Here is a 25,317-nt window from a genome sequence, read left to right on the forward strand (position 1 = left end):
TCAGTTGTAGTTATCAATCTTTAAACTCAAGAGAAAATGAAAAGTAAATTAATGATAGCCTCCTTACTATTGGCAGGCGCTTGTGCAGCAAATCTGAATGCACAGGAAAAAACGAACTACTACACTCCGAAATGGAGCGATAATATTTTTGTCAGTGTAGGTGGTGGTATCCACGCCATCAACAATGACGGTTTCAATAAGATTGCTCCGCATTTCAGCGTGTCAGTTGGTAAGCTGATTACTCCGACTTGGGGGGTACGTGCTCAGGTAAACGGTATTACTCAGCATTTGTGTTTGGATGATGCATACTGGGAACACAACAAGACTTATGTAGGTGGTAACATTGATGCAATGATCAATCTTTCTACATTGTTTGCCGGTGCTAATCCTAACCGTTTCTTCGAAGTTTACGGTTTCTTGGGACCTCAAATTTCTGTAGCAAAATCTCAAAATGTGGATGTTACAATTAGTGCTGATGGTACTTCGCAGTCTATGGCTCCTGCCGGTGAAGCAGAAATGCGTGCACGTATCGGCGCTTCTGCCGGTTTGGGCTTGAAGTTCAATATCAACACCAAGTGGGCCATTGACGTAGAAGCTCGCGGTGCCATCGCTCCGTCCATTTTCGGTAATATCAGCAGCCATCGCAAGGCTGAAGGTACAGGTATGCTGACCGCAGGTGTTAGCTACATCTTCGGCGGTAAGAAGTTTATTCCGGTTTCTAAGATTGACGAAGACGCAGTCAATGCGGAAATCAACAGATATAGAAGTGAACTGGCTCAGGCTCAGGCTGACCTGGCTAACTGCAAGAATGCACTGGCCAACGCTAAACCTGAAGTTAAGGAAGTGACCAAGGAAGTTGAAGTTGCCGGTCCGCGTGCCATCTTCTTCAAGATTGGCAGCGCCCGTCTGGACGACTATGGCAAGGTTAACATCGAACTGGCTGCCAAGATTCTGAAGGCTAATCCGGACAAGAAGTACAAAGTTGCAGGTTATGCAGACAAGGCTACCGGTAGCGCTTCTTGGAACCAGAAGCTGTCCGAAAAGCGTGCCCAGGTTGTTTACGACGCTTTGATTGCTCAGGGTGTTGACAAGGACCAGCTTGAACTCGTAGGATTCGGTGGTACTGAAAACATGTTCGGCAAGAACTTCCTGAACCGCGTAGTTATCCTGGAATAATACACTCCAAGTGACAAATAGACTCTAAAAATGAAGGCGTCTGGGACTCAGACGCCTTTTTTTGGTACTATGTCCGATGCACGTTATAAAGCAACCCATTTTTTATCAGCGACTGAATTTATATGTGATGATGAAGTTTAAGCTATTCTTTATCGTTCTGTTTTGCAGCCTTTCCCTTTCGGCCTTTTCCCAGTTGACGTATGGTACAACCGGGCTGTTGCATGCGCCCTCTGCGGAGATGCAGCGCGACAAGACTTTCATGGTCGGCGGCAACTTCCTGAACAAGGAGCTCACACCGCCCACCTGGTACTATCATACCTACAACTATTTCCTGAACGTCACCATCTTCCCCTTTCTGGAAGTGGCCTACACGTGTACGCTCTTCAAGGCGGAGGCGTTGGGATTGAAGCCATACGGGTATAGCGGGTTCACGAACCAGGACCGCTACTTTTCCGCCCGTCTGCGTGTGTTGAAGGAGGGGCAGTTCTGGAAATACATGCCGGCTGTCGTGCTGGGGACGTCCGACCCGTTCACTTCCTCCGGTGGCGGCCAGGTAGGCACCACGGAAGGTAACGGCTATTACAGCCGTTTCTATATTGCCGCCTCCAAGCATATACCCGTTGTGGGTAAGGAGGAGATCGGTGTCCATCTTTCCTACCTTTACAACAACCGCAAGGAGTACAAACTGAATGGCTTTGCACTGGGTGTCACCTACAATCCCACCTTCCATCCGCAGTTGAGGGTGATAGCGGAGTACGACTCCAAGGACTTTGCTTTGGGAGCCACTTATCTGCTGTTCAAGCATCTGCATGTGCAGGTCGAAATGCAGAGGATGAAATATTTCACGGGAGGGCTGACATACAAAATTCATTTGAAATAATTAATGAAAAAATCAGCGGAGGGATGTTTGATACTATCAGACATCCCTTTTTTCTGTATTATATATGTAAGATTAACGGCGGAATTCAAATTTTAATCGTAATTTTGTAGCCCATTATGAGTAGAATAATAGCCATAGACTACGGTCGAAAACGTACGGGAATAGCCGTGAGTGATACATTGCAGATGATTGCGAATGGACTGACAACTGTGCCTACACACCAATTGTTGCAGTTTCTTCTTGATTATGTGGCTAAGGAGCCGGTAGAGCGTATCTTGGTAGGCCTTCCTAAGCAGATGAATAATGAGGCTTCGGAAAACATGAAGAATATCGAACCTTTTGTCCGTTCGCTGAAGAAGAAACTGCCTGACATGCCGGTTGAATATGTAGACGAGCGTTTTACTTCTGTTCTGGCTCATCGGACGATGCTTGAGGCTGGATTGAAAAAGAAAGACCGCCAAAATAAAGCACTGGTGGATGAAATCAGTGCAACTATTATTCTGCAAACTTATTTGGAGAACAAACGTTTCTCCTTTTTATAATGTATAGAAAATAATTTGTAATTAGTAATTTGTAGTAAAGGAAATGATTTTACCCATTTATGTGTACGGTCAGCCCGTATTGAGAAAGGTAGCAGAGGATATTGCCCCGGACTATCCGAATTTGAAAGAGCTTATCGAGAATATGTTTGAAACGATGGACCATGCCGAAGGCGTAGGACTTGCAGCACCGCAGATTGGGCTTCCCATCCGCGTGGTGGTAATCGATTTGGATGTACTTTCCGAAGATATGCCAGAATATAAAGATTTCCGCAAGGCGTATATCAATGCCCATATTTTGGAGGTGTCCGGTGAGGAGGTTTCTATGGACGAGGGGTGCTTGAGCCTTCCCGGTATTCATGAGTCGGTGAAGCGTGGCAACAAAATACATGTGCAGTACCTGGACGAGAATCTGGAACCGCACGATGAGATTATCGAAGGCTACCTGGCACGCGTGATGCAGCACGAGTTCGACCATCTGGAAGGAAAGATGTTCATCGACCATTTGTCTCCGTTGCGCAAGCAGATGATTAAAGGAAAACTGAATGCCATGTTGAAGGGCAAGGCACACTGCACTTATAAGGTGAAAACCGTAAAGAAATAAGTCAACCATATAATATGGTATAAAAGGCTCAAAAAATATAAAAAGTGTTCCGCTAATCCCGACAAGTAAACGAAAAACGTTACTTTTGTTTCGTTTACAAGCATTTATAAAACAAGATGATAAGAAAAATACTGACAGCTATTTTGCTGTTACCCACATTGTTGTATGCGCAAATCAATACGGAACGGGTGATGACCATTGCTCGGAATGCATTGTATTTTGAGGATTACGTGCTTTCTATCCAATATTTTAATCAGGTAATCAACGCGAAACCTTATTTATATGAGCCTTATTTCTTCCGTGGACTGGCAAAAATCAATTTGGATGACTATCAGGGAGCGGAGAGTGATTGTGATGCTGCGATTCAAAGAAATCCTTTTGTGGTAGGTGCTTACCAGATCAGAGGATTGGCACGTATCCGTCAGAACAAGTTTGACGAGGCGATTGAAGATTATAAAACCGCTATCAAATACGATCCGGAGAATGTGGTGCTTTGGCATAATCTTTCCCTTTGCCATATTCAGAAAGAAGATTATGAGGCGGCTAAGGAAGATTTGGGTACGCTTCTGACAATTGTCCCCAGATATACACGTGCCTATCTGATGCGCGGGGAAGTCTCCCTGAAACAGAACGATACGATACAAGCTTTGCGTGATTTTGACAAAGCCATCGATATGGACCGTTATGACCCGGATGGATGGGGGGCAAGAGCTATTGTACGCCTCCAGCAGGGGAAGTATAAAGAGGCTGAAGCTGATTTGGACCAGTCTATCCATCTGAGTGCAAAGAATGCCGGTAACTATATCAACCGTGCCTTGGCGCGTTTCCATCAGAATAATTTGAGAGGTGCCATGAGTGATTATGATTTGGCTTTGGATATTGATCCGAATAATTTTCTCGGGCATTACAACCGCGGTTTGCTGCGTGCCCAGGTGGGCGATGACAACCGGGCAATAGAGGATTTTGATTTTGTGTTGAAGATGGAACCGGATAACATGATGGCCACCTTCAATCGTGGTTTGTTACGTGCGCAGACGGGGGATTACCGGGGAGCTATCAGTGACTATTCCAAAGTGATTGCAGAATATCCTAACTTTATGGCCGGCTATTATCAGCGTGCCGAAGCCCGTAAAAAGATTGGCGACCATAAAGGAGCCGAGCAGGATGAGTTCAAAATCATGAAGATGCAGATAGACAAGCGTAACGGTGTTTCTTCTGGTGACAAAAAGGAAGGTGACGACAGTAAGGATGTTGCGGATAATTCTTCGGGGAACTCCAATGGAGATGGCGGGAAGACCCGTAAGAAATCCGACAAGAATATGGAAAATTATCGGAAAATTGTAATAGCGGACGATTCGGAAGTTGACCAGCGTTATAAGAGCGATTATCGTGGACGTGTACAAGACCGGAATGTGACCATCAAGCTTGAGCCGATGTATGCTTTGACTTATTATGAGAAACTGAGCGATGTGAAGCGTATCGTACATTATCATAAGTATATTGAGGAACTGAACCATTCGAAACTGTTCCCGAAGCCACTGCGCATCACCAATATGGAAGCTCCGCTGACGGAGGAACAAGTACGCTTCCACTTTGCTTTGATAGACGCTCATACGTCTGATGTGGTGGCTGACGAGAAGAACGCCAAGAAACGTTTCATGAGAGGTCTGGACTTCTATCTGGTTCAGGATTTTGCCAGTTCCATAGATGACTTTACAAAGAGTATCTTGTTGGACGACACTTTCTTTCCGGCATACTTTATGCGTGCTTTGGTGCGTTATAAGCAACTGGAATATAAAAAGGCCGAAGCCACAATGAGTGAAGGCGCCACTTCGGGTACAACGGAAATGAAGAAGCCTGAAGTGACGGCCATCGATTATGAAGTTGTGAAGAATGACCTGGACCACGTTATCCAATTGGCTCCTGATTTTGTTTATGGCTATTATAACCGTGGCAATGTGTCTTCGTTGCTGAAGGATTACCGTGCCGCCTTGGCGGATTATGACAAGGCGATTGAGCTGAGCCCCGATTTTGCTGAAGCATACTTTAACCGTGGGTTGACGCACATCTTCCTGGGGAATAACAAACAAGGTATTGCCGATTTGAGTAAAGCCGGAGAGTTGGGCATTGTGTCGGCCTATAATATCATAAAGAGGTTTACAGATACACGGGAATAACATTTTTTTGCTAAAAAATAGAATATCAAAAAGAATTAGCTATTTTTGCGTTCTGAAAAATGAAATATACATATAAACTATGATAAAGATAACATTTCCAGACGGCTCTGTTCGTGAATATAACGAAGGAGTAACGGGACTGCAGATTGCAGAAAGCATCAGTTCGCGATTGGCACAAGACGTGCTGGCTTGTGGCGTGAACGGAGAAATTTATGATTTGGGGCGTCCTATCATGCAAGACGCTGAAGTGGTTCTTTATAAATGGGAGGATGAGCAGGGTAAGCATGCCTTTTGGCATACCAGTGCCCACCTGCTGGCCGAAGCTTTGCAGGAACTCTATCCGGGCATCCAGTTCGGTATAGGTCCTGCTATCGAAAACGGTTTCTACTATGATGTGGACCCGGGTGAAACGACTATCAAGGAAGCTGACCTGCCGGCCATTGAGAAAAAGATGGCTGAACTGGTGGCTAAGAAAGAAGCGGTTGTCAGACAAGACATTGCCAAGGCAGATGCTTTGAAGATGTTTGGTGACCGTGGAGAAACTTATAAATGCGAGCTGATTTCCGAATTGGAAGACGGTCACATCACAACTTATACGCAGGGTGCATTTACTGATTTGTGCCGTGGCCCTCACTTGATGACCACAGCTCCTATCAAGGCTATTAAGCTGACTTCCGTCGCCGGTGCTTATTGGCGTGGACAAGAAGACCGTAAGATGATGACCCGTATCTATGGTATCACCTTCCCGAAGAAGAAGATGCTGGATGAGTATCTTGTTCTGCTGGAAGAGGCAAAGAAGCGCGATCACCGTAAAATCGGTAAGGAGATGGACTTGTTCATGTTCTCCGACACCGTAGGTAAGGGACTCCCGATGTGGCTGCCCAAAGGTACTGCACTGCGTATCCGCTTGCAGGACTTCTTACGTCGCATCCAGGCCCGTTACGATTATCAGGAAGTAATGTGTCCGCCCATCGGCAACAAATTGCTTTACATCACTTCCGGACACTATGCAAAATATGGTAAGGACTCCTTTCAGCCCATACATACACCGGAAGAAGGGGAAGAGTACTTCTTGAAACCGATGAACTGCCCTCACCACTGTATGATTTACAAGAACTCACCCCGTTCTTACAAAGACCTGCCTTTGCGTTTGGCAGAGTTCGGTACGGTTTGCCGTTACGAGCAGAGTGGTGAGCTGCACGGGCTGACACGTGTACGTAGCTTTACGCAGGATGATGCGCACATCTTCTGTCGTCCGGACCAGGTGAAGGATGAGTTCCTCCGTGTAATGGACATTATCTCCATCGTGTTCGAATCTATGGACTTCGAGAACTTCGAGGCACAGATTTCCTTGCGCGACAAGGTGAACCGCGAAAAATATATCGGTAGTGACGAGAACTGGGAAAAAGCAGAACGTGCCATTATCGAAGCTTGTGAAGAAAAGGGGTTGAAGGCAAAAATAGAATATGGAGAAGCTGCTTTCTATGGTCCTAAACTGGATTTCATGGTGAAGGATGCCATTGGTCGCCGTTGGCAGCTGGGTACCATCCAGGTGGACTACAACCTGCCGGAACGTTTCCAACTGGAATATACCGGTGCCGACAATCAGAAGCACCGTCCCGTAATGGTTCACCGTGCTCCGTTCGGCTCCATGGAACGTTTCGTGGCTGTGCTTATTGAGCATACAGCTGGTAAATTCCCGTTGTGGCTGACTCCTGATCAGGTCGCTATTCTGCCTATCAGCGAGAAGTTCAACGACTATGCGCATGAAGTGAAACAATACTTGAAGCGATATGACATCCGTGCCATTGTGGATGAACGCAATGAAAAGATTGGTCGTAAGATTCGTGACAATGAGATGAAGCGTATTCCGTACATGCTGGTTGTAGGTGAAAAGGAGGCTGAAAACAAGGAAGTTGCTGTCCGCAAGCAGGGAGAAGGTGATAAGGGAACCATGAAATTTGAAGAATTTGCCAAAAAAATGAACGAAGAAGTTCAGAATATGATAAATAAATGGTAACTTTGCGCCCAATTGTAGAAGCATAGCATATATTAGATGTTCTAAAGATCGCTTTTACTTAACATAAAACATTAATTTGGGAATAGTAAATAAGAAACAAACTGGAAGTAAACGTTATTTAATGAAGAATGACAGCTTAAAAGGGCAACATCGGATTAACGAACAAATCCGGGCCAAAGAAGTCCGCATAGTGGGCGATGAAGTAGAACCAAAAGTGTATCCGATAGCGCAGGCTTTAAGACTTGCTGAAGAACATGAAGCGGATCTCGTGGAGATTTCTCCAAATGCACAACCCCCTGTTTGTCGTATTATTGATTATTCTAAATTTCTTTATCAGTTAAAGAAGCGTCAGAAAGAGCAAAAGGCAAAGCAGGTGAAGGTAAACGTGAAGGAAATACGTTTTGGACCTCAGACTGATGACCATGACTATAATTTCAAGTTGAAGCATGCCAAAGGCTTTTTGGAAGATGGCGATAAGGTGAAAGCCTACGTATTCTTTAAAGGTCGTTCTATCTTGTTCAAAGAGCAAGGAGAAGTGCTGCTGCTCCGTTTTGCCAATGACTTGGAAGATTATGCGAAGGTAGACCAGATGCCGGTTCTGGAAGGAAAGAGAATGACAATCCAGCTCTCTCCGAAGAAAGCGGCGGCATCGAAGAAGAACGTGGCTCCCAAGCCTGCAGAAGATGCGCCAAAGGCCGCGTCGGCTGAAACCGAAGGAGAATAAAGAATGAGTAACGCCATAGGTATAGTGCGTTGCCATATAATTTAATAATTAAAAAGTTAAAAAAGATGCCAAAGATGAAGACTAACTCCGGTTCTAAAAAGAGATTTACTCTTACCGGAACAGGTAAAATCAAAAGAAAGCACGCTTTTCATAGTCACATCCTGACTAAGAAGACTAAGAAGCAGAAAAGAAACTTGTGCTACTCTACACTTGTAAGTACAACAGATGTAAGCCAGGTGAAAGAGCTTTTAGCAATGAAGTAATTGAAAAGCGTACAAAAGTATTAAAGTTATTAACCGAATGCATTAGCTTTAAGTCCGCTGCGTGAAGTAACGGCGCTAACATTCAAAAACAAGTAAAACTATGCCAAGATCAGTAAATCATGTTGCTTCTAAAGCAAGAAGAAAGAAAATTTTGAAATTGACCAGAGGTTACTTTGGTGCAAGAAAGAACGTTTGGACCGTTGCCAAGAATACTTGGGAGAAAGGTTTGACTTATGCGTTCCGTGACCGTAAGAACAAGAAGAGAAACTTCCGTGCTTTGTGGATTCAGCGTATCAATGCTGCCGCTCGTCTGGAAGGTATGTCTTACTCTAAGCTGATGGGCGCTTTGCACAAAGCCGGTATCGAAATCAACCGCAAGGTGTTGGCTGATTTAGCGATGAACCATCCGGAAGCTTTCAAGGCTATCGTTGCTAAAGCAAAGGCTGCATAAAAACAGTTAGCAGATAAACTACGAGGTGCTGATTACTCTTTTGGTAGTCAGCACTTTTTGTTTTCTGATAGTCTTGGGAGGGGTTAAAACATTAAAAGGGCTTGAAACAATTTGCTGATTTTACTTGTTTCTTTCATAGAAACTCATTACCTTTGTTATAGAAAAAATAGCCGCATTGATTGGATCGGGAAACTCATCAATTTTTATGAAATACCGAGACAAGCTTCGCTTCTCAATGGCGGGCCACGCCCTTCGGGGTAACTCTTGAGTCGGTGGATTACAAAGAGGAGGAGCACTCAAATCATGTCATACGGAGTTTCATCACATCATCGGTGCGGCTTTCTATAAAAGAGGAACGGTAATCTGTCTGGATAACCCGTTCCTCTTTCTTTTTATGCGGATGTGGGTGATTGTGAAACAAATGATACGTGATGCTGAAACAGATGATGTATCAAGGGAAGATAGATGATACGTTTATACAAAACAGACCATCTGTATAGGGTGAACAGGAACAGATGGTCTGTTTTGAACAGAGGTTTTTACGGTTTATTTGTTGTTCCTCAGGTCTTTTACCCTGACGGCTTTTCCTTCGCTCTGCGGTAGGGAGCCTTTCTTCACCAACCGCAATTTCGGGGTTACTAGAATCTCGTCTTTCAACTGACGGGTGATTGCTTTGCGAATCTTCTCCAGCTCGATATAGTTATCGGTAGAGAGGTCGCTGAGTTCAACTTCTACAATCATTTCATCTTGATTATTAACCGTTTCAAGTGTGATGAGGTAATTACTGCCCAATTCGGGGAATTGTACCAGTACCTTTTCCACCTGCATGGGGAAGATGTTGACTCCCTTGATGATGAACATGTCGTCACTACGGCCTTTGATGCGGTCTATACGGATGTGGGTACGTCCGCAAGGGCACTTGCCAGGCAGAATGCGGGTAAGGTCGCGCGTGCGATAACGGATAAGCGGCATCATTTCTCTGTCTAAGGTTGTCAGTACCAGTTCGCCGATTTCACCTTCCGGTACGGGTTCGCCGGTTTCTGGATTAATGATTTCGACCAGGTAGCAATCTTCCCAGAAGTGCATGCCGTCTTGTTCGGTACATTCGAAGGCTACGCCGGGACCGTTCATTTCAGTCATACCGAAGCTGTTGTAGGCTTTGACACCAAGCATGCGCTCAATCTTTCTACGTTGCTCGTCTGTGTGGGGTTCGGCACCGATAACAAGCGTTTTCAAGCTTGTACTGGTAGGGTCTATACCTTCTTCCTGGAATACTTCGGCCAGACGGATGGCATAGCTGGGAATGGCATGTAGGGCAGTAGTCTTGAAATCGGTGATGAACTTAATCTGGCGCTTGCTGTTGCCGGCAGCGGCAGGAACAGTCAGTGCACCCAGACGTTCGGCTCCATACTGAAAGCCCAGTCCTCCGGTGAACATACCGTAGCCGGAGCTGTTTTGGAAAACATCCGTCTTACGGATGCCTACCATATAGAGGCAGCGTGCCACTAAGTTTGCCCAAGAGTCCAAATCGTGTTGGGAGTGTACGATGACCGTCGGCGTGCCCGTAGTGCCACTGGAAGAATGGATACGTACTCCGTCCTCACGCATATCGCCTGCTACTAATCCAAAAGGATAATTGGCGCGCATATCAGCCTTGGTGGTAAACGGTATCTTACGTATGTCTTCTATAGACCGGATGCTGCCGGCAGTGATGCCATGCTCTTGGAATACTTTTTTATAGTAGGGAGAGTTGGCGGCAATGCTGACAGTCTTTTTTAACCGTTGCAGTTGTAGTTCGCGCAACTGCTCACGGGGCATCGTTTCAATCTCTTCTTCCCAGTATTTGTTATTCATGGTATGTTGAAATTTAGAGTCAATTATAGTTTACATCAGTTTTTCAGCAATCTCTTTGCCGGCAGCCAACGCTTTGAGGTTCAACTCTACAATGGCGTCTCCCTTGCGTTGGAAGATTTCGCGGATGCTGTCTTGCACCTTTGCATAGTCAATGCCGAGAAAGGGGATGGTGGCGCCCAGCAGTACGATGTTCGCTACGCGGGGAGAGCCGACTTCTTTTGCCACCTCGTTTACGTTCAGCATGATTTTATGCGGCAGCTTGTTGATTTCGGCCTTGATGTCTTCTTCTGCCGGATAGTTGGGAATGTTGATGAAGGGAGCTTCATTGGTCACCAGCCAACCCTCAGGGCTGAGGAAGGGGAGGTAGCGCAACGCCTCCATCGGTTCCAAGGAGATGATGAGGTCGCATTTTCCTGTGGGGATAAGGTCCGAGGCGATGGGTTGGTCGCTGATGCGCAAGTTGGACTGCACGTCACCGCCTCGCTGGCTCATGCCGTGTACTTCTGCCTGCTTCATGTAGAGTCCGCCCTTGAGGGCTGCTTTGCCGATTACGGTGGCGATGGAGAGGATACCTTGTCCTCCTACGCCGGAAAGTATGATGTCTTTTTTCATGGCTTTACTTGTTTCTTTTTTTGCGTGCTAATGTTTGGATACATTCTCTGCGGGGGATGATGACGGATACGCCGTGGTATTCGATTTCTTCCCGGATGATTTGCTTCATCTCTTCGTAGTTCTTCTTCAAAGGAACTACGACGCGGATGTGTTCGGGAGCTACACCGATGCCGGCGCAGATGGCTTCCAAACGTCCGGTGCCGGCAGAGTCTTGTCCTCCGGTCATGGCGGTGGTTTCGTTGTCGGAGATGACGATGGTGACGTCGGCGTTTTCGTTGACGCAATCCAGCAGTCCTGTCATGCCCGAGTGGGTGAAGGTGGAGTCGCCGATAACGGCTACGGCAGGATGCAGACCGGCATCCGAAGCACCCTTCGCCATGGTGATGGAGGCGCCCATATCCACGCAAGAGTTAATGGCGTTGAACGGAGCGTTGGCTCCCAGCGTGTAGCAACCAATGTCGCTGAACACCTTATAAGTGGGATATTCTTCTTTCAATACTTGGGTCAGCACCGTGTACATGTCGCGATGGCCGCAACCCTCGCACAAAGCGGGCGGGCGCATCTCTACCAGAGAAGGAACGCTGAATTCAGCCTTGTTCTCTTTGCCTACGGCATGTGCCACGCTGTCCGGGTTCAGCTCTCCGTCTTGTGAAAGAGTGCCGTCCAAACGGCCTTTTACTTTGATGCCGATGCCCAGATAGCCTTTCAGCTGTTTTTCTACGAACGGTTGTCCGTCTTCCAGTACCAGAATCTCGTCACATGCTTCTACCAGCTGCATCAGCTGTTTCTTGGGCAACGGGTATTGTCCGATTTTCAGTACCGGATATTCGCAGCCTTCGGGATAGTTTTCCATCAGGTGGTTGTAGCCGATGCCGCATGCCACGATACCCAGCTTTTTGTTGGGACCGTCGGTATATTTGTTGTAAGCGGAGTTTTCAGAAGCTTTGATAAATTCGTCCTGGCGTTGCAGCAATGCTTTGTAACGTTTGCGTGCATTACCCGGCAGGAGGATGAACTGACGTGGGTCTTCGCTGAAGGAAATCTCATTCTGCGGTTGTTGCTCCTTGCGCTCTACACCGGAACGGGAGTGTGCCAGGCGCGTAACCATGCGCATCAGGATGGGTTCGCCGGTCTGTTCGGAGAAGCTGAATCCGTTGTATACCATGTCGTATGCTTCCTGCTGGTTGCTTGGTTCGTACATCGGGATGAGGGAGAAGTCGCCATAGAAACGGCTGTCCTGCTCGTTCTGCGAGGAATGCATGCTGGGATCGTCGGCAGCTATGACTATCAGACCACCTTTTACGCCGGTAATGGCAGAGTTGATGAAACAGTCGGCAGCCACGTTCATACCCACGTGCTTCATGCACACTAGTGAACGCTTGCCTGCAAAGGACATGCCCAGGGCAGCCTCCATCGCAGTTTTTTCGTTAGAGCACCAGCGGTTATGAATGTTCTTTTCAGCAGTAACCGGTGCCATCTGAATATATTCGGTGATTTCCGTAGAAGGAGTGCCGGGATAGGCATATACGCCCGAAAGTCCGGCATCTAATGCAGCTTGTGCAATGGCTTCATCGCCAAGTAAGAGTTGCTTGCTCATATCTGAATATTTAAGTGTTAGTCATGGATTAATATTTGACGCAAATATAGGATTTTGCTTTTATTTTATCAGCAGATTACTTGAAAATCTTTCTTTCGTTTAATGCATCCCAATATCTTCTTGCATTTTTCATGTGCTCGGCATAATTGGATGCAAAGTTATGGGTGCCCGAGAAGTCCTCTTTGGCACACATGTAGAGGTAGTTGTGTTTCGTATAATTCAGCACGGCATCCAGCCCGCTGGGTGAGGGGATGCGTATGGGGCCGGGAGGCAATCCGGTATTGAGGTAGGTGTTGTAGGGGGATTCTACCGCCAGATGGCCATTCGTAATTCTCCGCAAACCGAAGGCCTGCAAGGCAAATTTGATGGTAGGGTCGGCTTGCAGGGGCATGCCGGCGTGCAGGCGGTTGATATATAACCCTGCTACCATCGGTTTTTCAGGATTGTTGTTTGTCTCTTCCTCGACGATGGAGGCAAGGGTGCAGATTTCCGTCGGGGTCATTCCGATGGCGGTGGCTTTGCCTAGGCGTTCCTGGTTCCAGAACCTTTGGTGCTCTTTCTGCATTCTTTCGAAGAACTCTTCCACACTCATGTCCCAATAGACTTGGTAGGTTTCGGGGATGAAGAGGCAGGGCAAGGTCTCTTTGGTGTATCCCAGTTTTTGTTGGAATGCGGAGTCGTTCATCAGTCCGGCTATTTCGGCGGAGTCTATCATGAGCTGTTTGCTTATGCTGCGTGCCAGGCGGTCCAGCGTGCGTACGCTGCCGACGGTGAGGTTCATAGGTTCTTGATATCCGCGGTACAGACGGCTGAATACGTGATATACGTTTTCTCCCGGCCGGATAGCGTAGCGTCCGGTGTGTATGTTTTCGGAATATTTCTTGTATTGGGCCATCCAGCGGAAGCCGGTGAAGCTTCGGGGATGGCCTTGTTGTTTCACCTTATTATATATGGAGTCGGCGGTGTCGTCGCGGTCTATATAGATATAGACTGTCTTTTGCGGATGGAATTGCGGGGCAAACAGATAGTAGTATACTGTTCCTGCACAAGCTGCTCCAATAAGAATTAGTGTAACGAATGTTCCGATAATGATTTTCTTCTTTTTCTTTTCCATTTTGTTTTACTGCATCTTTAGTCGGGCAAAGTTAGTAAAAAATGGAGTGAAAATCATCAAGTCATATCAGTTAATTCGATAGCTGACAAAGGCTATGCGTTTGCTGTCCGGTGCCCATGAGTTGACATTGATGGTGCCTTGTCCGCCGAAAATCTTTAACAAAGTTTTGGGTTCTCCACCGTTTGCGGGCATTAGGCGTAGTTCTACGTTCTTGTTTGCCAGATGCTCTCCCGGTTCCAGGTCACCTTTGTAGTAGGTGATGAATACAACGGATTTTCCGTCAGGAGAGATGTGGGGGAACCAGGAGTTGCGGGTTTCGTCAAAGGTCATCTGGGTCTGTTCGGAGCCGTCTGCCTTCATGCGCCAGACTTGCATGAGTCCGGTGCGTACGGAGTTGAACCAGATGTATTGTCCGCAGGGGGAATATTCCGGTCCGTCATCCAGACCCTCGGCAGTGGTCAGGCGGGTTTCTTCACCTCCTTCCACGGGGATGGTATAAATATCATAGTTGCCGTTTCGTTCGGCGCAATAGGCAAGTTCTTTACCGTCGGGACTCCAACCGTGGAGGTAGCTGGGAGCCATAGGCGTTATTAAACGGGGAGTGCCGCCCGTGATGGGAAGTGTATAAATGCGCGATTTATAGTCCTCTTTCGTCCCGTGGCTGATGGCTATCTGCTGTCCGTCGGCCGAGAGGACGTGGTCGTTGTTGCAGTTTTGGGCAAATCCGGTGTTTATCAGTTCCGGTTCGGCAGACGAGGTGGGGGAAAGGCGGTAAAGCTTTCCTTCGCTGTTGTATAGCAGCCATTGCCCGTCGGGCGTCCAATTGGGGGCTTCAATCCGGTAGGGAAATTCTTTGACGACGGTCCGGTTACCATTGGTTACATCCAGTATTTGTAGATTATGCTTTTCAAAATCTCTCAAATATCCATTCATCTACCTTCAGTTCTTTGCCTTTAAATACGAAATAAAGGTTGTGAATACCGTCTTTGTCTGTGTTTATCTTTGTAGAGACAGTCTGTAAAGAGTCTGAATTGAAGGAGGTGGAGGCCAGTACTTCACCATCGGGGCGGTCAAGGTGCACTTCCAGAGTGCCGTGTCCTACTGCTGTGGCACGGAATAGAGAGGGAAAGCCGGAGAAGAATACGCCACGTACGGATATAACTGATTTCTTTTGTTCACTGCCCACTGCAAGCATGTTGCCGGGTGTGGCTGTAGGCTCAAAGTGTATGCCTAGCGTAGCGGCTGTTGTTTCTGCTTGCTGATGAATGAACGGGTTCACTGGCTTTATCTGGTCCACACCCTTCAGTGTGGCTTCTCCCATTTCCAGCTTCACGTTTTTTTCGTCTACCTTCAGCTTGTTGACGCAAAGGCTGCGGAAACCGCCATTGGTGCCTTTGTGTTCTTGCAAGCACATGTTGTGATAAAATAGGTAATAGTCTCCTTTGTATTTTTGCAGATGGGTATGATTGTTGCTGAACCCCATACCATAGTCTCCGGGATTCTTGAAATAATTGTCCACATACTTCCAGCTGTCGGTGTCGAGAGGCGTGTGTGAAGTCATGTACGACATGCAGCAGATGCTGGGTTTGTCCACTCCCTCGTGGGGCCATTCGGTGCGCTTGTTCCAGTCGGTATTGTAGGTATAAATCCATGTGCCGTTCCAGTAGTTCAGCTCATTGGCTTCGAAGTGATAGGGAGCTTTTATCTCTACTATCTCGCTGTCCAGACTAATCAGGTCTTTGCCCAAGCGGACAATGCGGGCATCTCCAGGCATGTAGTCGGTGCCGACTTCCCCCTTTCCGCCTCCACCGAATGATAACCATCCTATACCTTCGTCATCTATCACGGCACCCGGGTCGAAGGGAGCTTTGCAGTGGCCTAATCCTTGGGTGAACTGGCTCACCAGCATACGCCCCAGCGGGTCGGTCCACGGGCCTACGGGAGAGGTGGAGGTTAGTACGCCTACGCCCGCACCGCTGTTGGAGTAGTAGAGGTAGAAGTGGGTTTTACCGTCCGATTCTATCCGCGATACAATGGATGGAGCCCATGAGGCTATACCCCATGGTGAGAGGGCCTTTACGTCAATCAGTCCGTGATAAGTCCAGTTTACCATGTCATCGGTAGACAACATAACCAGCGAATGGATTTATTGGTATGTGTTTTTGCCATCTTTCCCCACACTGTCCAGTTGCTGGGTGTCATTGGTTCCATACACATAGAGCCTTCCGTTGTATTCCATCGATGTCGGGTCGGCCACAAAAATGAAATCCGACAGTGGGTTGGCGTTTCCACTGAAGAATTTGGGTGATTCTACCGGATGCGTGTCTTTCTTTCCTGAAGTGGAAAGCGCCCACACATCGTTTCCTGCGGACATAGCCGCCAGCAGCAAAGCCGCTGTAAATAACTTGATTCTTTTCATTTTCTTATAGTATGTTATAGAAATCTATGGTAACCTTTTGATTTTAGCTTGTGTTTTTTCGTCACCTCAATACTTCATTTAAGATTGAAAAATTTGGTTATTGAAAAGTTGCCACAAATATTGGGAATTACTATATATAATATAGGTGTATTATGTTTTTAATAGTGTATCTATATGTTTCAAGTTATCATTTTAGACTGTGGATGTAATCAGATGGTGCTGTTTTAAACCTATTTTGAGATAATCATGCGGCTATGGATTAAACTGTTTGAAAGGGCATTGTGTTTTATGCAAATATACTCGTAGAAGAGCGTTTTTTATTTTAGAAAAGAAAAAGCACTGATTATCTGGAATAATCAGTGCTTTAATATTGAGCCGCTAGCCAGACTTGAACTGGCGACCTACGCGTTACGAATGCGTTGCTCTACCAACTGAGCTATAGCGGCAATAAACTTTTGTTTACGGGGTGCAAAGGTACATCTTTATTTGAAAAGGCAAAAAGAATCCTTGTTTTTTTTAGAAATATTTTAGTAGAATAATTTTCTGTTTGAATGTTCTGAACTTTATTGCCTTAAAAATTGGATAATAAAACGAAAAGAAGCATCTTTGTCGTAGGTCCTATAGCAAAAAGTCTGATACTGATTATGAATTTTAGAACATATTATAAATATCTTTCTTCACGCATAGCGTCCAAATGGGTGGTGTTGTCGGTAGATGTAATTATCGTTGTGATTTCCATACTTTCTGCATGTTTTTTGCAATATAGGCTTTCGTCCGTATCTTATGAAATTTCTTTGTATGTATGGCTGACCATTTGGGCTGTATTGTGTAATGTCTGTTTCTTTCATATTTTCCGTACTTATGTAGGTGTCATCCGTTTTTCTTCTTTTGTAGATATTTATCGTGTGTTTTGGAGCCTTACGATAAGCTATGTTGTACTGTTTTTGGGGAATTTCTGTTGGTCTGTTTTGGGGCTTGAAGAAACTTTGCCGAACAGCATTCTGTTTATGGCATATATGTTTACTTTCTCTCTGATGGTTTGTATGCGCATTGCTGTGAAGATGCTTTATGAAGCTATTGCTTTTGATGCACGTCATTGCGTGAATGTTTTTATTTATGGATTCCATGGGACTGGAGTCGATGTTGCAAAATCCTTGAGAGTTAGTCGTAATAATCATTATCGCCTGCGTGGCTTTATTTCGGACGAACTTGATATGATAGGTAAACATACGATGGGATGCAGGGTATATCCCAATGATGAACAGCTGTTTGATCGTCTAAAGAAAAAGAAAGTGGATACAATCATTATCTCTCCAAGCAAGGTATCGGATTTGGAAAATTCCGGAATGCTGGATAAACTGTTCTCTCATGATATTCATGTAATGACCGTTCCTCCCTTAAGCGATTGTATGGATGATGGACTGATCAAGGACATTCAAATAGAAGATTGGCTTCGTGGAGAACCGGTACAAGTTGACATGCGTAAAATTGCGGCCCATATTGAGGGGCGTAGAGTAATGGTTACGGGAGCAGCGGGAGCTGTAGGAAGGGAAATCGTCCGCCAGTTGGCTACACTGAATCCTTATCAGTTGATTCTGGTAGATCAGGCAGAGTCCCCATTGTATGATGTACAGTTGGAATTGTCTGATCATTGGAAGAATCTGGAGGTCCGCGTATTGGTTGCAGATGTTGCTAACCGTACGCGTATGGAGGCTATATTTGAAGGAACACGTCCTCAACTTGTTTTTCATTCTGCTGCTTATAAACATGTACAACTGATGGATGATTTTGTGTCAGAGGCAATTCAAACGAATATATCGGGAACAGTGAATATTGCGGACCTGGCGGTAAAGTATAGAGTGTCCCGTATGGTTATGATGTCTGTAACTAATGCACGTCATCCGGAGAATGCTATGGAATATAGTAAGCGTGTGGCGGAAATGTATGTGCAGTCATCTTATTGCAGGTTGAAACGCGACAAAGGGGAAACTGATATGTTCATAGTACGTTTGAGTGAGATGTATCCGATGAATGCGCATTGTTTGATGACCTTGTCTGAAGCTTGTATGCTCACCCTGGAAGTGGGAGTCATGGGGGATGGAGGAGAAGTGTACATTGTAGGAGGGCCTGGGGATGGGCTTTTGGATTCTGTAATCAGTGAAAAGATAAAGCGTGAAAAGGCATCTGTTGATGATTATGAACATGTGCGGGAAGAAGTGCTGGCCTTGGTGCAACATAGTTATACCGAAAAAAAGGCTATTTTGATTGGACTAATGAAAAAAATAGTGCCAATTTTCTCACTTTCTTCTACCCAAGGAAAAGACGTGAAAATGACAGCTTTTTAATGCTTTTTCTGAAACTTAGAAGTGGAATAAATGTATATTATAAAATAATATATTACCTTTGTGCCCGATTTATATTTATTACAAGAACTCAAAAGATTAATCAGAATATTTTATGCGTAGATTAATAACACTATTCTTTTTGGTATTTACTTTGTCAGGAGTAGCTTTTGCTCAGCAGATGTCAGATGATCAGGTTGTTCAGTATGTAAAAAGCGCTCAGCAGATGGGTAAAAATCAAAAGCAGATTACTACTGAATTAATGCGGCGGGGAGTGACAAGGGAACAAGTTGAAAGAATTCAGAAAAAGTATGAACATTCTAAATCTGGAAGTCCGCAGAGCAATACCCAAGATGAGAAACGTTCTCGTCAACGTGGTGAAATGAGTGGCGTAGTCAAAGGGTTGCGTACAACTTCGGAAACGTATTCTGCCAGGCAAACGGATGTTGCAGGGGATTCTTTACAAATGATGGATAATCGTTCCTTGTCTCAAGAGAAAGGGGCGGGGGATCCGACTTCGCAAATTTATGGTCATAATATTTTTACTAACGATAATTTGACTTTCGAACCTAATGTGAATGTTGCTACTCCCGAGAATTATCGTCTGGGACCTGGTGATGAGGTGATTATTGATGTGTGGGGAGCTTCTGAAACAACAATCCGACAAACAATATCTCCGGAAGGAAGTATTCTTGTGAATAATTTAGGACCGGTTTATCTGAGTGGTAAAACAGTAAGTGAAGCCAATAATTATTTGAAACAAGAATTTGCCAGAATATATTCTGGAGTAACTGGAAATGTTCCCTCTACCCAAGTTAAATTGACATTAGGAGAAATACGTTCTATTCAAGTAAACGTTATGGGTGAAGTTATGGTGCCCGGAACTTATACCCTCTCATCATTTGCTTCCGTATTCCATGCTTTATATCGTGCAGGTGGTGTGAATCCGATTGGTAGTTTACGCAGTATTAAAGTGATTCGCAATGGAAATACAATAGCAGATTTGGATGTTTACGATTTACTTATGAAAGGAAAAATGAAGGATGACATCCGTCTGCAGGATGGTGATGTAATTCTTGTGGATCCTTACCAGTCATTGGTACAGATATTGGGTAAGGTAAAACGTCCGATGTTTTATGAAATGAAACCCACTGAAACCGTAGGCACATTATTGAAGTATTCAGGTGGTTTTACGGGTGATGCTTATAAAAAAGCATTACGTATAATCCGTAAAAGTGGACGTGAGCATCAAATTTATAATGTGGATGAGATGGATTATTCTGTATTCCGCGTAGATGACGGTGATAAGATAACGGTTGATTCCGTTTTACAACGTTTTGAGAATCGTGTGGAAGTCCGCGGTGCTGTATATCGTGAAGGCTTGTATCAGTTGGACGGTACGATGAATACAGTGAAACAGCTGATTAAGAAAGCAGAAGGACTTCGCGGAGATGCATTCTTAAACCGTGCTATAATCGATCGTGAGCTTGAAGACTTGTCGCATGAGATTATACAAGTAGATGTGAAAGGTTTGCTGAACGGGACGGCTGCAGATATTCCTTTGCAGAAGAATGATATTTTATATATCCCAAGTATTCATGATTTGAAGGAAGAAGCTACACTTACCATCCATGGTGAAGTTGCCAATCCGGGTACATATCTCTATTCTGATAAAATGACAGTAGAGGATTTGGTGTTGCAGGCTGGTGGCTTGTTGGAGGCAGCGGCTACGACGAAAGTTGAAGTGGCACGGCGTATGAAAGATACGAAGAGTACATCTTTCAGTACTACAGTAGGCCAGAATTTCTCTTTTGATTTGAAAGATGGCTTATTGGTGGGAGAAGGAAGCCAGGATTTCCATCTTGAACCTTTTGATGAAGTTTATATTCGTAAGAGTCCGTCTTATTTTAAACAACAGAATGTTATGGTGGGAGGAGAAGTTCTTTTTAGCGGTAATTATGCACTATCGAAAAAAAATGAACGTTTGAGTGACTTGATAGCTAAGGCTGGTGGAGTGACTCCCGATGCTTATGTAAAAGGAGCGCGTCTTATTCGTAGGATGACCGAAGAAGAATTTCGCCGTAAAGAAGATGCCCTGCGTATGGCGCAAGCGGGAGGTGGAGATTCCATATCTGTAAAAAAATTGGATTTGTCTGATACCTATTCTGTAGGTATAAATCTGGGAGAGGCTTTGAAGAATCCCGGTTCAGATGCTGATATGGTGCTTCGTGAGGGAGATGTGTTATTTGTTCCGGAGTACGTAAGTACAGTGAAAATCAACGGTGCTGTAATGTATCCGAATACAGTTTTATATAAAAAGGGTGAAAGCTTGAAATATTACATCAATCAAGCTGGTGGTTTTGGTAATGATGCCAAGAAACGTAAGGTCTATGTAATATACATGAATGGTACAGTTTCTCGTTTAAAAGCAGGGAACAAGAAAGCCATTGAACCTGGTTGTGAAATAATTGTTCCAAGTAAAGAACAGAAAAAGAAGATGACTACTGCTGAAATTCTGGGAATGGGAAGTACGACAGCTTCTATTGCAGCGATGATTGCGACTATGGTTAATCTCTTTAAGTAATTTGAATTATGAGCGAAGAAAGAATACAAAACATAACCTCTCCACAACCTGAGGAACAAGAAATAGATTTGATAGAACTGGCCCAGAAAGTATGGGCTAGTCGCAAATTGGTTTTTAAGGCGTGTGGTATCGCTGCTCTTGTAGGACTGGTTGTTGCATTTAGTATTCCTAAGGAGTACTCTACAAGTGTGACATTGGCTCCGGAGAGTGGTGGCAAATCTGGTGGTGGAAGTATGGGAGCCCTTGCAGCCATGGCGGGTATCAATTTGGGCACTTCTTCTGGTGAGGATGCTTTGTCACCCGAACTTTATCCTGATATTGTAAGTTCTACTCCTTTTCTGATTGAACTGTTCGATGTTAAAGTCAAGGATCAGAAAGCAAAAGTAGACACGACTTTATATGCTTATTTGAAAGAAGAACAGCGTTCTCCTTGGTGGAGTGCAATTTTCTCCGCTCCTTTTAAAGTGTTAGGATGGACATTGTCTTTGTTTAAGGATGAACCGGAAGAGGGGGACGCAAAGCTGGATCCTTTTCGTCTTACTAGAGATGAGTCTGCCATTGCAGATGCTTTAAGTAAACGTATCTCTGTTTCCGTAGACAAAAAGACAGGTGTGACAACCTTGTCTGTTACTATGCAGGATCCTTTGATATCTGCTTCGCTGACGGATACCGTGATGCATTGCCTGCAGAACTACATCACAGATTATCGGACTAATAAGGCTCGTCATGATTTGGCATTTACCGAAAAACTTTATGGAGAAGCAAAGGCCAGTTATGAGGATGCCCAGAAGAAATACGCAAATTTTGTAGATGCAAACCAGAATATAATATTACTGAGTTATCGCGCAGAGCAAGAGCGTTTACAGAATGAAATGAATTTAGCCTATCAAGTATATACACAAGTGTCTCAACAATTGCAGATGGCAAGAGCTAAGGTGCAGGAGATTACACCGGTATATACGGTTGTCCAGCCGGCTACGGTACCTTTGAAGCCTGCAAAGCCCAATAAATTGATGATTTTGATCGGCTTCATGTTCTTGGCAGGTGTCGGCAGTGTGGGATGGATATTATTTGTAAAAGATTTATTAAAGGGATGGAAAAAGCAAACAATATGATGACGGATAATGATATGATGTGCTGGCATGCATTGTACACAGCACCTAAGTCTGAACATAAGTTGATGCAGCGTTTGAATGCTGCGGGATATACTACATATTGCCCGATGCAGGCTGTGTTTGTAAAATGGAAAGGGCATACCCGGAAGGTGATTACCCCTCTTTTTTCCGGATGCTTGTTTGTTGCTGGTAATGTGGCGGAAGTTGCCTCATTGGCTTCCTCGCAGAAGGCTGCTATATTACTAGATAAAGAAGGAAAAAGTTTGTCTATTGAAGCGGGTAAAGCAGAACTTCCTGCCAAGTTTGCTCAATTGCTGAGGTTATGATGAAGCTGATAACAGAAGAGCTGCTGGATACCGTTACTTCACAAGCCAAGGAGAATTCCCGTTTACGTATGAATTATAATTTTCATGCGTCTATGGATGCCCCTATTCATCGGTTGCTGAATGCTTTGGAACCAGGAACTTATCTTCCTCCTCACCGTCATACAGATAAGGAAGAAACTTATCTGGTTTTGCGTGGAAGTCTGCTGGCATTTTTTTATGATGATGCCGGTAATGTAACAGATAAGGTATGCCTCAATCCTTCGGAAGGTAAATATGGTCTGGAGATTCCTTCTAATACGTGGCATAGTATTATTGCCTTGGAGTCAGGCACCGTTATTTTTGAAATTAAAAAAGGCCCATATCAGCCTCTACCCTCAGAGGATTTGGCTTCATGGGCTCCTCAGACTTCTGATGTGGAGGGAATAAAGGCTTTTATGAAGCGGATGTTGGAACTTTAATATTTTTTTGATAAAACAAAGAAGCCTCCCGATATTTTATTGTATATCGGGAGGCTTCTTTATGTACCATGTTATTAGTCAAACAGGCTCTTGAACTTCTTGAATATTTTCTCCTTAATCGAAGTGTTTGGCTTGAAGTTATCAGATTCTTCCATTTCCTCCAATGTTTTCTTCTCATCCTTGCTCAGCGTTTCGGGTACATATACGCTGACATTTACTAGCAAATCTCCCGTGCCGTATCCATTCACGTTGGGCAAACCTTTGCCGCGCAGGCGGAGTACTTTTCCCGGTTGCGTACCTGAGTCAATTTTTACTTTCACCTTTCCATCAATCGTGGGAATTTCTACTGCACCACCCAAGGCTGCTGTCGGGAAGCTGAGGAGCAGGTTGTAAATCAAGTCATTTTCGTCGCGTATCAGGTTCGGGTCTTGTTCTTCTTCTACAAGAATCAGCAGGTCTCCCGGCATACCGTTGTGCTTGCCTGCATTTCCTTTTCCTCCCATAGAGAGCTGCATACCTTCTGCGACACCTTTCGGGATTTTTACGGTTACTACTTCTTCACCGTATACAATACCTTCACCGGCACATTCCTTACACTTGTTTTTGATGATTTTGCCTTCACCGCCACAAGTTGGGCAAGTGGTTCTTGTTTGCATGGTGCCGAGTATGGTTTGCTGGTTACGGATTACCGTGCCGCTACCGTTACAGGTCGGGCAGGTTTCGGCGCCGCCGTCGCCTTCGGCTCCCGTGCCATGACAGTGGGTACAAGGCACGTATTTCTTCAGCTTGAATTTCTTTTCCACACCGGTAGAGATCTCCTTGAGGTTCAGTTTTACCTTGACGCGCAAGTCCGAACCACGGTAACGGCGTTGTTGTGTGCCGCCACTTCCGCCGAAACCTCCAAAACCGCCAAAACCTCCTCCACTGTGTCCACCAAAGATATCACCGAACATGGAGAAGATGTCGTCCATGGACATGCCTCCACTGAAGCCGCCGAACGGACCACCATTACCGGCGGCACCACCCAGTCCGGCATGGCCAAACTGATCGTAGCGGGCACGCTTGTCCGGATTGCTTAGTACGTCGTATGCCTCTGCCGCTTCCTTGAATTTCTCTTCGGCTGTTTTGTCGCCCGGATTCTTGTCCGGATGATATTGGATGGCTTTTTTGCGATAGGCTTTCTTTATTTCTTCTACCGTTGCTGTCTTTTCGACTTCCAATACTTCGTAGTAATCTCTTTTTTCCATACAGTTTTATGTTATTCTCCGACTACCACTTTGGCATGACGGATCACTTTGTCGTTTAGGATGTAACCGGTTTGTACGCAGTCCAGAATTTTGCCTTTCAGTGCTTCATTGGGTGCCGGAATCACGGCGATGGCTTCGTGATAGTCTGTGTCGAGCGGTTGTTCCTTTGTCTCTATCACCTTAACGCCGTTTTGTCCCAATACAGACATGAATTTGTTGTAGATAAGTTCAACGCCTTCTTTTACGGCAGCTACATCGGTAGCTGTCTCCATGTTTTTGAGGGCGCGTTCAAAGTCATCCACAATGGGTAGGATACTGCTGATACTCTTTTCACCACCGTTCAGGATGAGTTCTGCCTTCTCCTTCATGGTACGTTTGCGGTAATTGTCAAACTCGGCAGACAAGCGCAGATATTTGTCTTTCTGCTCTTCAATCTGTTCATTGGCCTTTTCCAGTTCCTGAGCGAGCTTTTCTTCTTCTGTTAGGGGAGCTTCGTTTTCTTGTGAAACTTCTTGTCCTACGGTTTCTTCGTCACTTTCGTTAGGAGTAGCTTGAGTTTTCAGCTCCTCTTCCTGGTTGTTTTCTTTTTCTTTCGGATTCATATTGTTATGCTTATTATTCTTGTAAAATGATTTTGCTTTCATTGCTGTTAAGGGTTTAAGTTAATACGATATCAGTGCTCCAGCAAAAACTTTGCCAAAACGGATGTTTTTGCCGAAAACGCTGCAAAGGTAATACTTTTATGTCAGATTGACAGCGCTTCTCTGTGTCTATTCATGGAAAAATAACTATCTTTGCACTCGCAATTCGCAGAC

Annotated in this window: 23 protein-coding genes and 1 tRNA gene; 14 read left to right on the forward strand and 10 right to left on the reverse strand. The window is 45.1% G+C overall.

What is annotated here, in order from left to right:
* Positions 1-36: 36 nt before the first annotated feature.
* The 9 genes from EYA81_RS15570 to rplT all read left to right on the forward strand — a co-directional run bounded on the left by EYA81_RS15570 (position 37) and on the right by rplT (position 8,834).
* Complete coding sequence (locus tag EYA81_RS15570) at positions 37-1,176, forward strand: OmpA family protein (protein WP_005827866.1); 1,140 nt, start codon at positions 37-39, stop codon at positions 1,174-1,176.
* 127 nt (positions 1,177-1,303) lie between these two features.
* The gene (locus EYA81_RS15575) at positions 1,304-2,056 is read left to right on the forward strand and encodes a YjbH domain-containing protein (protein ID WP_057256766.1); all 753 of its coding nucleotides are present in this window, start codon (positions 1,304-1,306) and stop codon (positions 2,054-2,056) included.
* A gap of 116 nt (positions 2,057-2,172) precedes the next feature.
* Complete coding sequence (gene ruvX, locus EYA81_RS15580; protein WP_005827870.1) at positions 2,173-2,598, forward strand: Holliday junction resolvase RuvX; 426 nt, start codon at positions 2,173-2,175, stop codon at positions 2,596-2,598.
* A 43-nt stretch (positions 2,599-2,641) separates the two neighbouring features.
* Entirely contained in the window at positions 2,642-3,199 is a 558-nt protein-coding gene (gene def / locus EYA81_RS15585) for a peptide deformylase (RefSeq protein WP_057256095.1), read from the forward strand.
* 116 nt (positions 3,200-3,315) lie between these two features.
* Positions 3,316-5,376: a tetratricopeptide repeat protein gene (locus EYA81_RS15590; protein WP_131226022.1), complete on the forward strand. Its 2,061-nt coding sequence runs from the start codon at positions 3,316-3,318 to the stop codon at positions 5,374-5,376.
* Positions 5,377-5,455: 79 nt separating this feature from the next.
* Positions 5,456-7,396, forward strand: a complete 1,941-nt coding sequence (gene thrS, locus EYA81_RS15595; RefSeq protein WP_005836068.1) for a threonine--tRNA ligase — start codon at positions 5,456-5,458, stop codon at positions 7,394-7,396.
* A gap of 121 nt (positions 7,397-7,517) precedes the next feature.
* A complete protein-coding gene (gene infC, locus EYA81_RS15600; RefSeq protein WP_119961672.1) occupies positions 7,518-8,120 on the forward strand; it encodes a translation initiation factor IF-3 in 603 nt (200 codons plus the stop codon).
* Positions 8,121-8,185: 65 nt separating this feature from the next.
* A complete protein-coding gene (gene rpmI, locus EYA81_RS15605) occupies positions 8,186-8,383 on the forward strand; it encodes a 50S ribosomal protein L35 (protein ID WP_005827880.1) in 198 nt (65 codons plus the stop codon).
* Positions 8,384-8,483: 100 nt separating this feature from the next.
* Positions 8,484-8,834, forward strand: a complete 351-nt coding sequence (gene rplT, locus EYA81_RS15610; protein WP_004289896.1) for a 50S ribosomal protein L20 — start codon at positions 8,484-8,486, stop codon at positions 8,832-8,834.
* 546 nt (positions 8,835-9,380) lie between these two features.
* Here the strand turns inward: rplT and EYA81_RS15615 are convergent.
* From EYA81_RS15615 to EYA81_RS15645, 8 genes are all read right to left on the reverse strand, one after another.
* Complete coding sequence (locus EYA81_RS15615; protein ID WP_119961673.1) at positions 9,381-10,688, reverse strand: phenylacetate--CoA ligase family protein; 1,308 nt, start codon at positions 10,686-10,688, stop codon at positions 9,381-9,383.
* A 30-nt stretch (positions 10,689-10,718) separates the two neighbouring features.
* Entirely contained in the window at positions 10,719-11,300 is a 582-nt protein-coding gene (locus EYA81_RS15620) for an indolepyruvate oxidoreductase subunit beta (RefSeq protein ID WP_117601463.1), read from the reverse strand.
* A gap of 4 nt (positions 11,301-11,304) precedes the next feature.
* Positions 11,305-12,897 (reverse strand): thiamine pyrophosphate-dependent enzyme, encoded by a 1,593-nt coding sequence (locus EYA81_RS15625; protein WP_131226024.1) that lies wholly within the window; start codon positions 12,895-12,897, stop codon positions 11,305-11,307.
* Between the two features lie 76 nt (positions 12,898-12,973).
* Positions 12,974-14,011 (reverse strand): endolytic transglycosylase MltG, encoded by a 1,038-nt coding sequence (gene mltG, locus EYA81_RS15630; protein WP_117601465.1) that lies wholly within the window; start codon positions 14,009-14,011, stop codon positions 12,974-12,976.
* A 66-nt stretch (positions 14,012-14,077) separates the two neighbouring features.
* On the reverse strand, positions 14,078-14,944 hold the full coding sequence (locus EYA81_RS15635; RefSeq protein ID WP_131226025.1) for a TolB family protein: 867 nt from the start codon (positions 14,942-14,944) through the stop codon (positions 14,078-14,080).
* Positions 14,919-16,142 carry a glycoside hydrolase family 43 protein gene (locus tag EYA81_RS15640; RefSeq protein ID WP_242672388.1) on the reverse strand — a complete coding sequence of 408 codons (1,224 nt, stop codon included), beginning with the start codon at positions 16,140-16,142 and terminating at the stop codon, positions 14,919-14,921. Before EYA81_RS15640 ends, EYA81_RS15635 begins: the two co-directional genes overlap by 26 nt.
* Before the next feature lie 15 nt (positions 16,143-16,157).
* Positions 16,158-16,430, reverse strand: a complete 273-nt coding sequence (locus EYA81_RS19710; protein ID WP_227187305.1) for a hypothetical protein — start codon at positions 16,428-16,430, stop codon at positions 16,158-16,160.
* Positions 16,431-16,803: 373 nt separating this feature from the next.
* A tRNA-Thr gene (locus EYA81_RS15645) sits at positions 16,804-16,876 on the reverse strand.
* Between the two features lie 198 nt (positions 16,877-17,074).
* Between EYA81_RS15645 and EYA81_RS15650 the strand changes: the two genes are divergently transcribed.
* From EYA81_RS15650 to EYA81_RS15670, 5 genes are all read left to right on the forward strand, one after another.
* Positions 17,075-18,775 carry an SDR family NAD(P)-dependent oxidoreductase gene (locus EYA81_RS15650; protein ID WP_117966615.1) on the forward strand — a complete coding sequence of 567 codons (1,701 nt, stop codon included), beginning with the start codon at positions 17,075-17,077 and terminating at the stop codon, positions 18,773-18,775.
* Positions 18,776-18,887: 112 nt separating this feature from the next.
* Entirely contained in the window at positions 18,888-21,356 is a 2,469-nt protein-coding gene (locus tag EYA81_RS15655) for an SLBB domain-containing protein (protein WP_117966612.1), read from the forward strand.
* Between the two features lie 8 nt (positions 21,357-21,364).
* The gene (locus EYA81_RS15660) at positions 21,365-22,471 is read left to right on the forward strand and encodes a Wzz/FepE/Etk N-terminal domain-containing protein (protein WP_005836078.1); all 1,107 of its coding nucleotides are present in this window, start codon (positions 21,365-21,367) and stop codon (positions 22,469-22,471) included.
* Positions 22,450-22,797 carry a UpxY family transcription antiterminator gene (locus EYA81_RS15665; protein WP_005836079.1) on the forward strand — a complete coding sequence of 116 codons (348 nt, stop codon included), beginning with the start codon at positions 22,450-22,452 and terminating at the stop codon, positions 22,795-22,797. Before EYA81_RS15660 ends, EYA81_RS15665 begins: the two co-directional genes overlap by 22 nt.
* The gene (locus EYA81_RS15670; RefSeq protein WP_034523374.1) at positions 22,797-23,255 is read left to right on the forward strand and encodes a WbuC family cupin fold metalloprotein; all 459 of its coding nucleotides are present in this window, start codon (positions 22,797-22,799) and stop codon (positions 23,253-23,255) included. The genes EYA81_RS15665 and EYA81_RS15670 overlap by 1 nt, the downstream gene beginning before the upstream one ends.
* 74 nt (positions 23,256-23,329) lie before the next feature.
* On the opposite strand, the gene dnaJ is transcribed toward EYA81_RS15670, so the two are convergent.
* Together dnaJ and EYA81_RS15680 are read right to left on the reverse strand one after the other, a co-directional pair.
* Positions 23,330-24,502: a molecular chaperone DnaJ gene (gene dnaJ, locus EYA81_RS15675; protein WP_117966609.1), complete on the reverse strand. Its 1,173-nt coding sequence runs from the start codon at positions 24,500-24,502 to the stop codon at positions 23,330-23,332.
* Between the two features lie 11 nt (positions 24,503-24,513).
* The gene (locus EYA81_RS15680; protein WP_131226027.1) at positions 24,514-25,146 is read right to left on the reverse strand and encodes a nucleotide exchange factor GrpE; all 633 of its coding nucleotides are present in this window, start codon (positions 25,144-25,146) and stop codon (positions 24,514-24,516) included.
* Between the last annotated feature and the right edge of the window lie 171 nt (positions 25,147-25,317).

The organism is Bacteroides sp. A1C1 (assembly GCF_004328515.1).
In the GTDB taxonomy this organism is placed as follows: domain Bacteria; phylum Bacteroidota; class Bacteroidia; order Bacteroidales; family Bacteroidaceae; genus Bacteroides; species Bacteroides uniformis.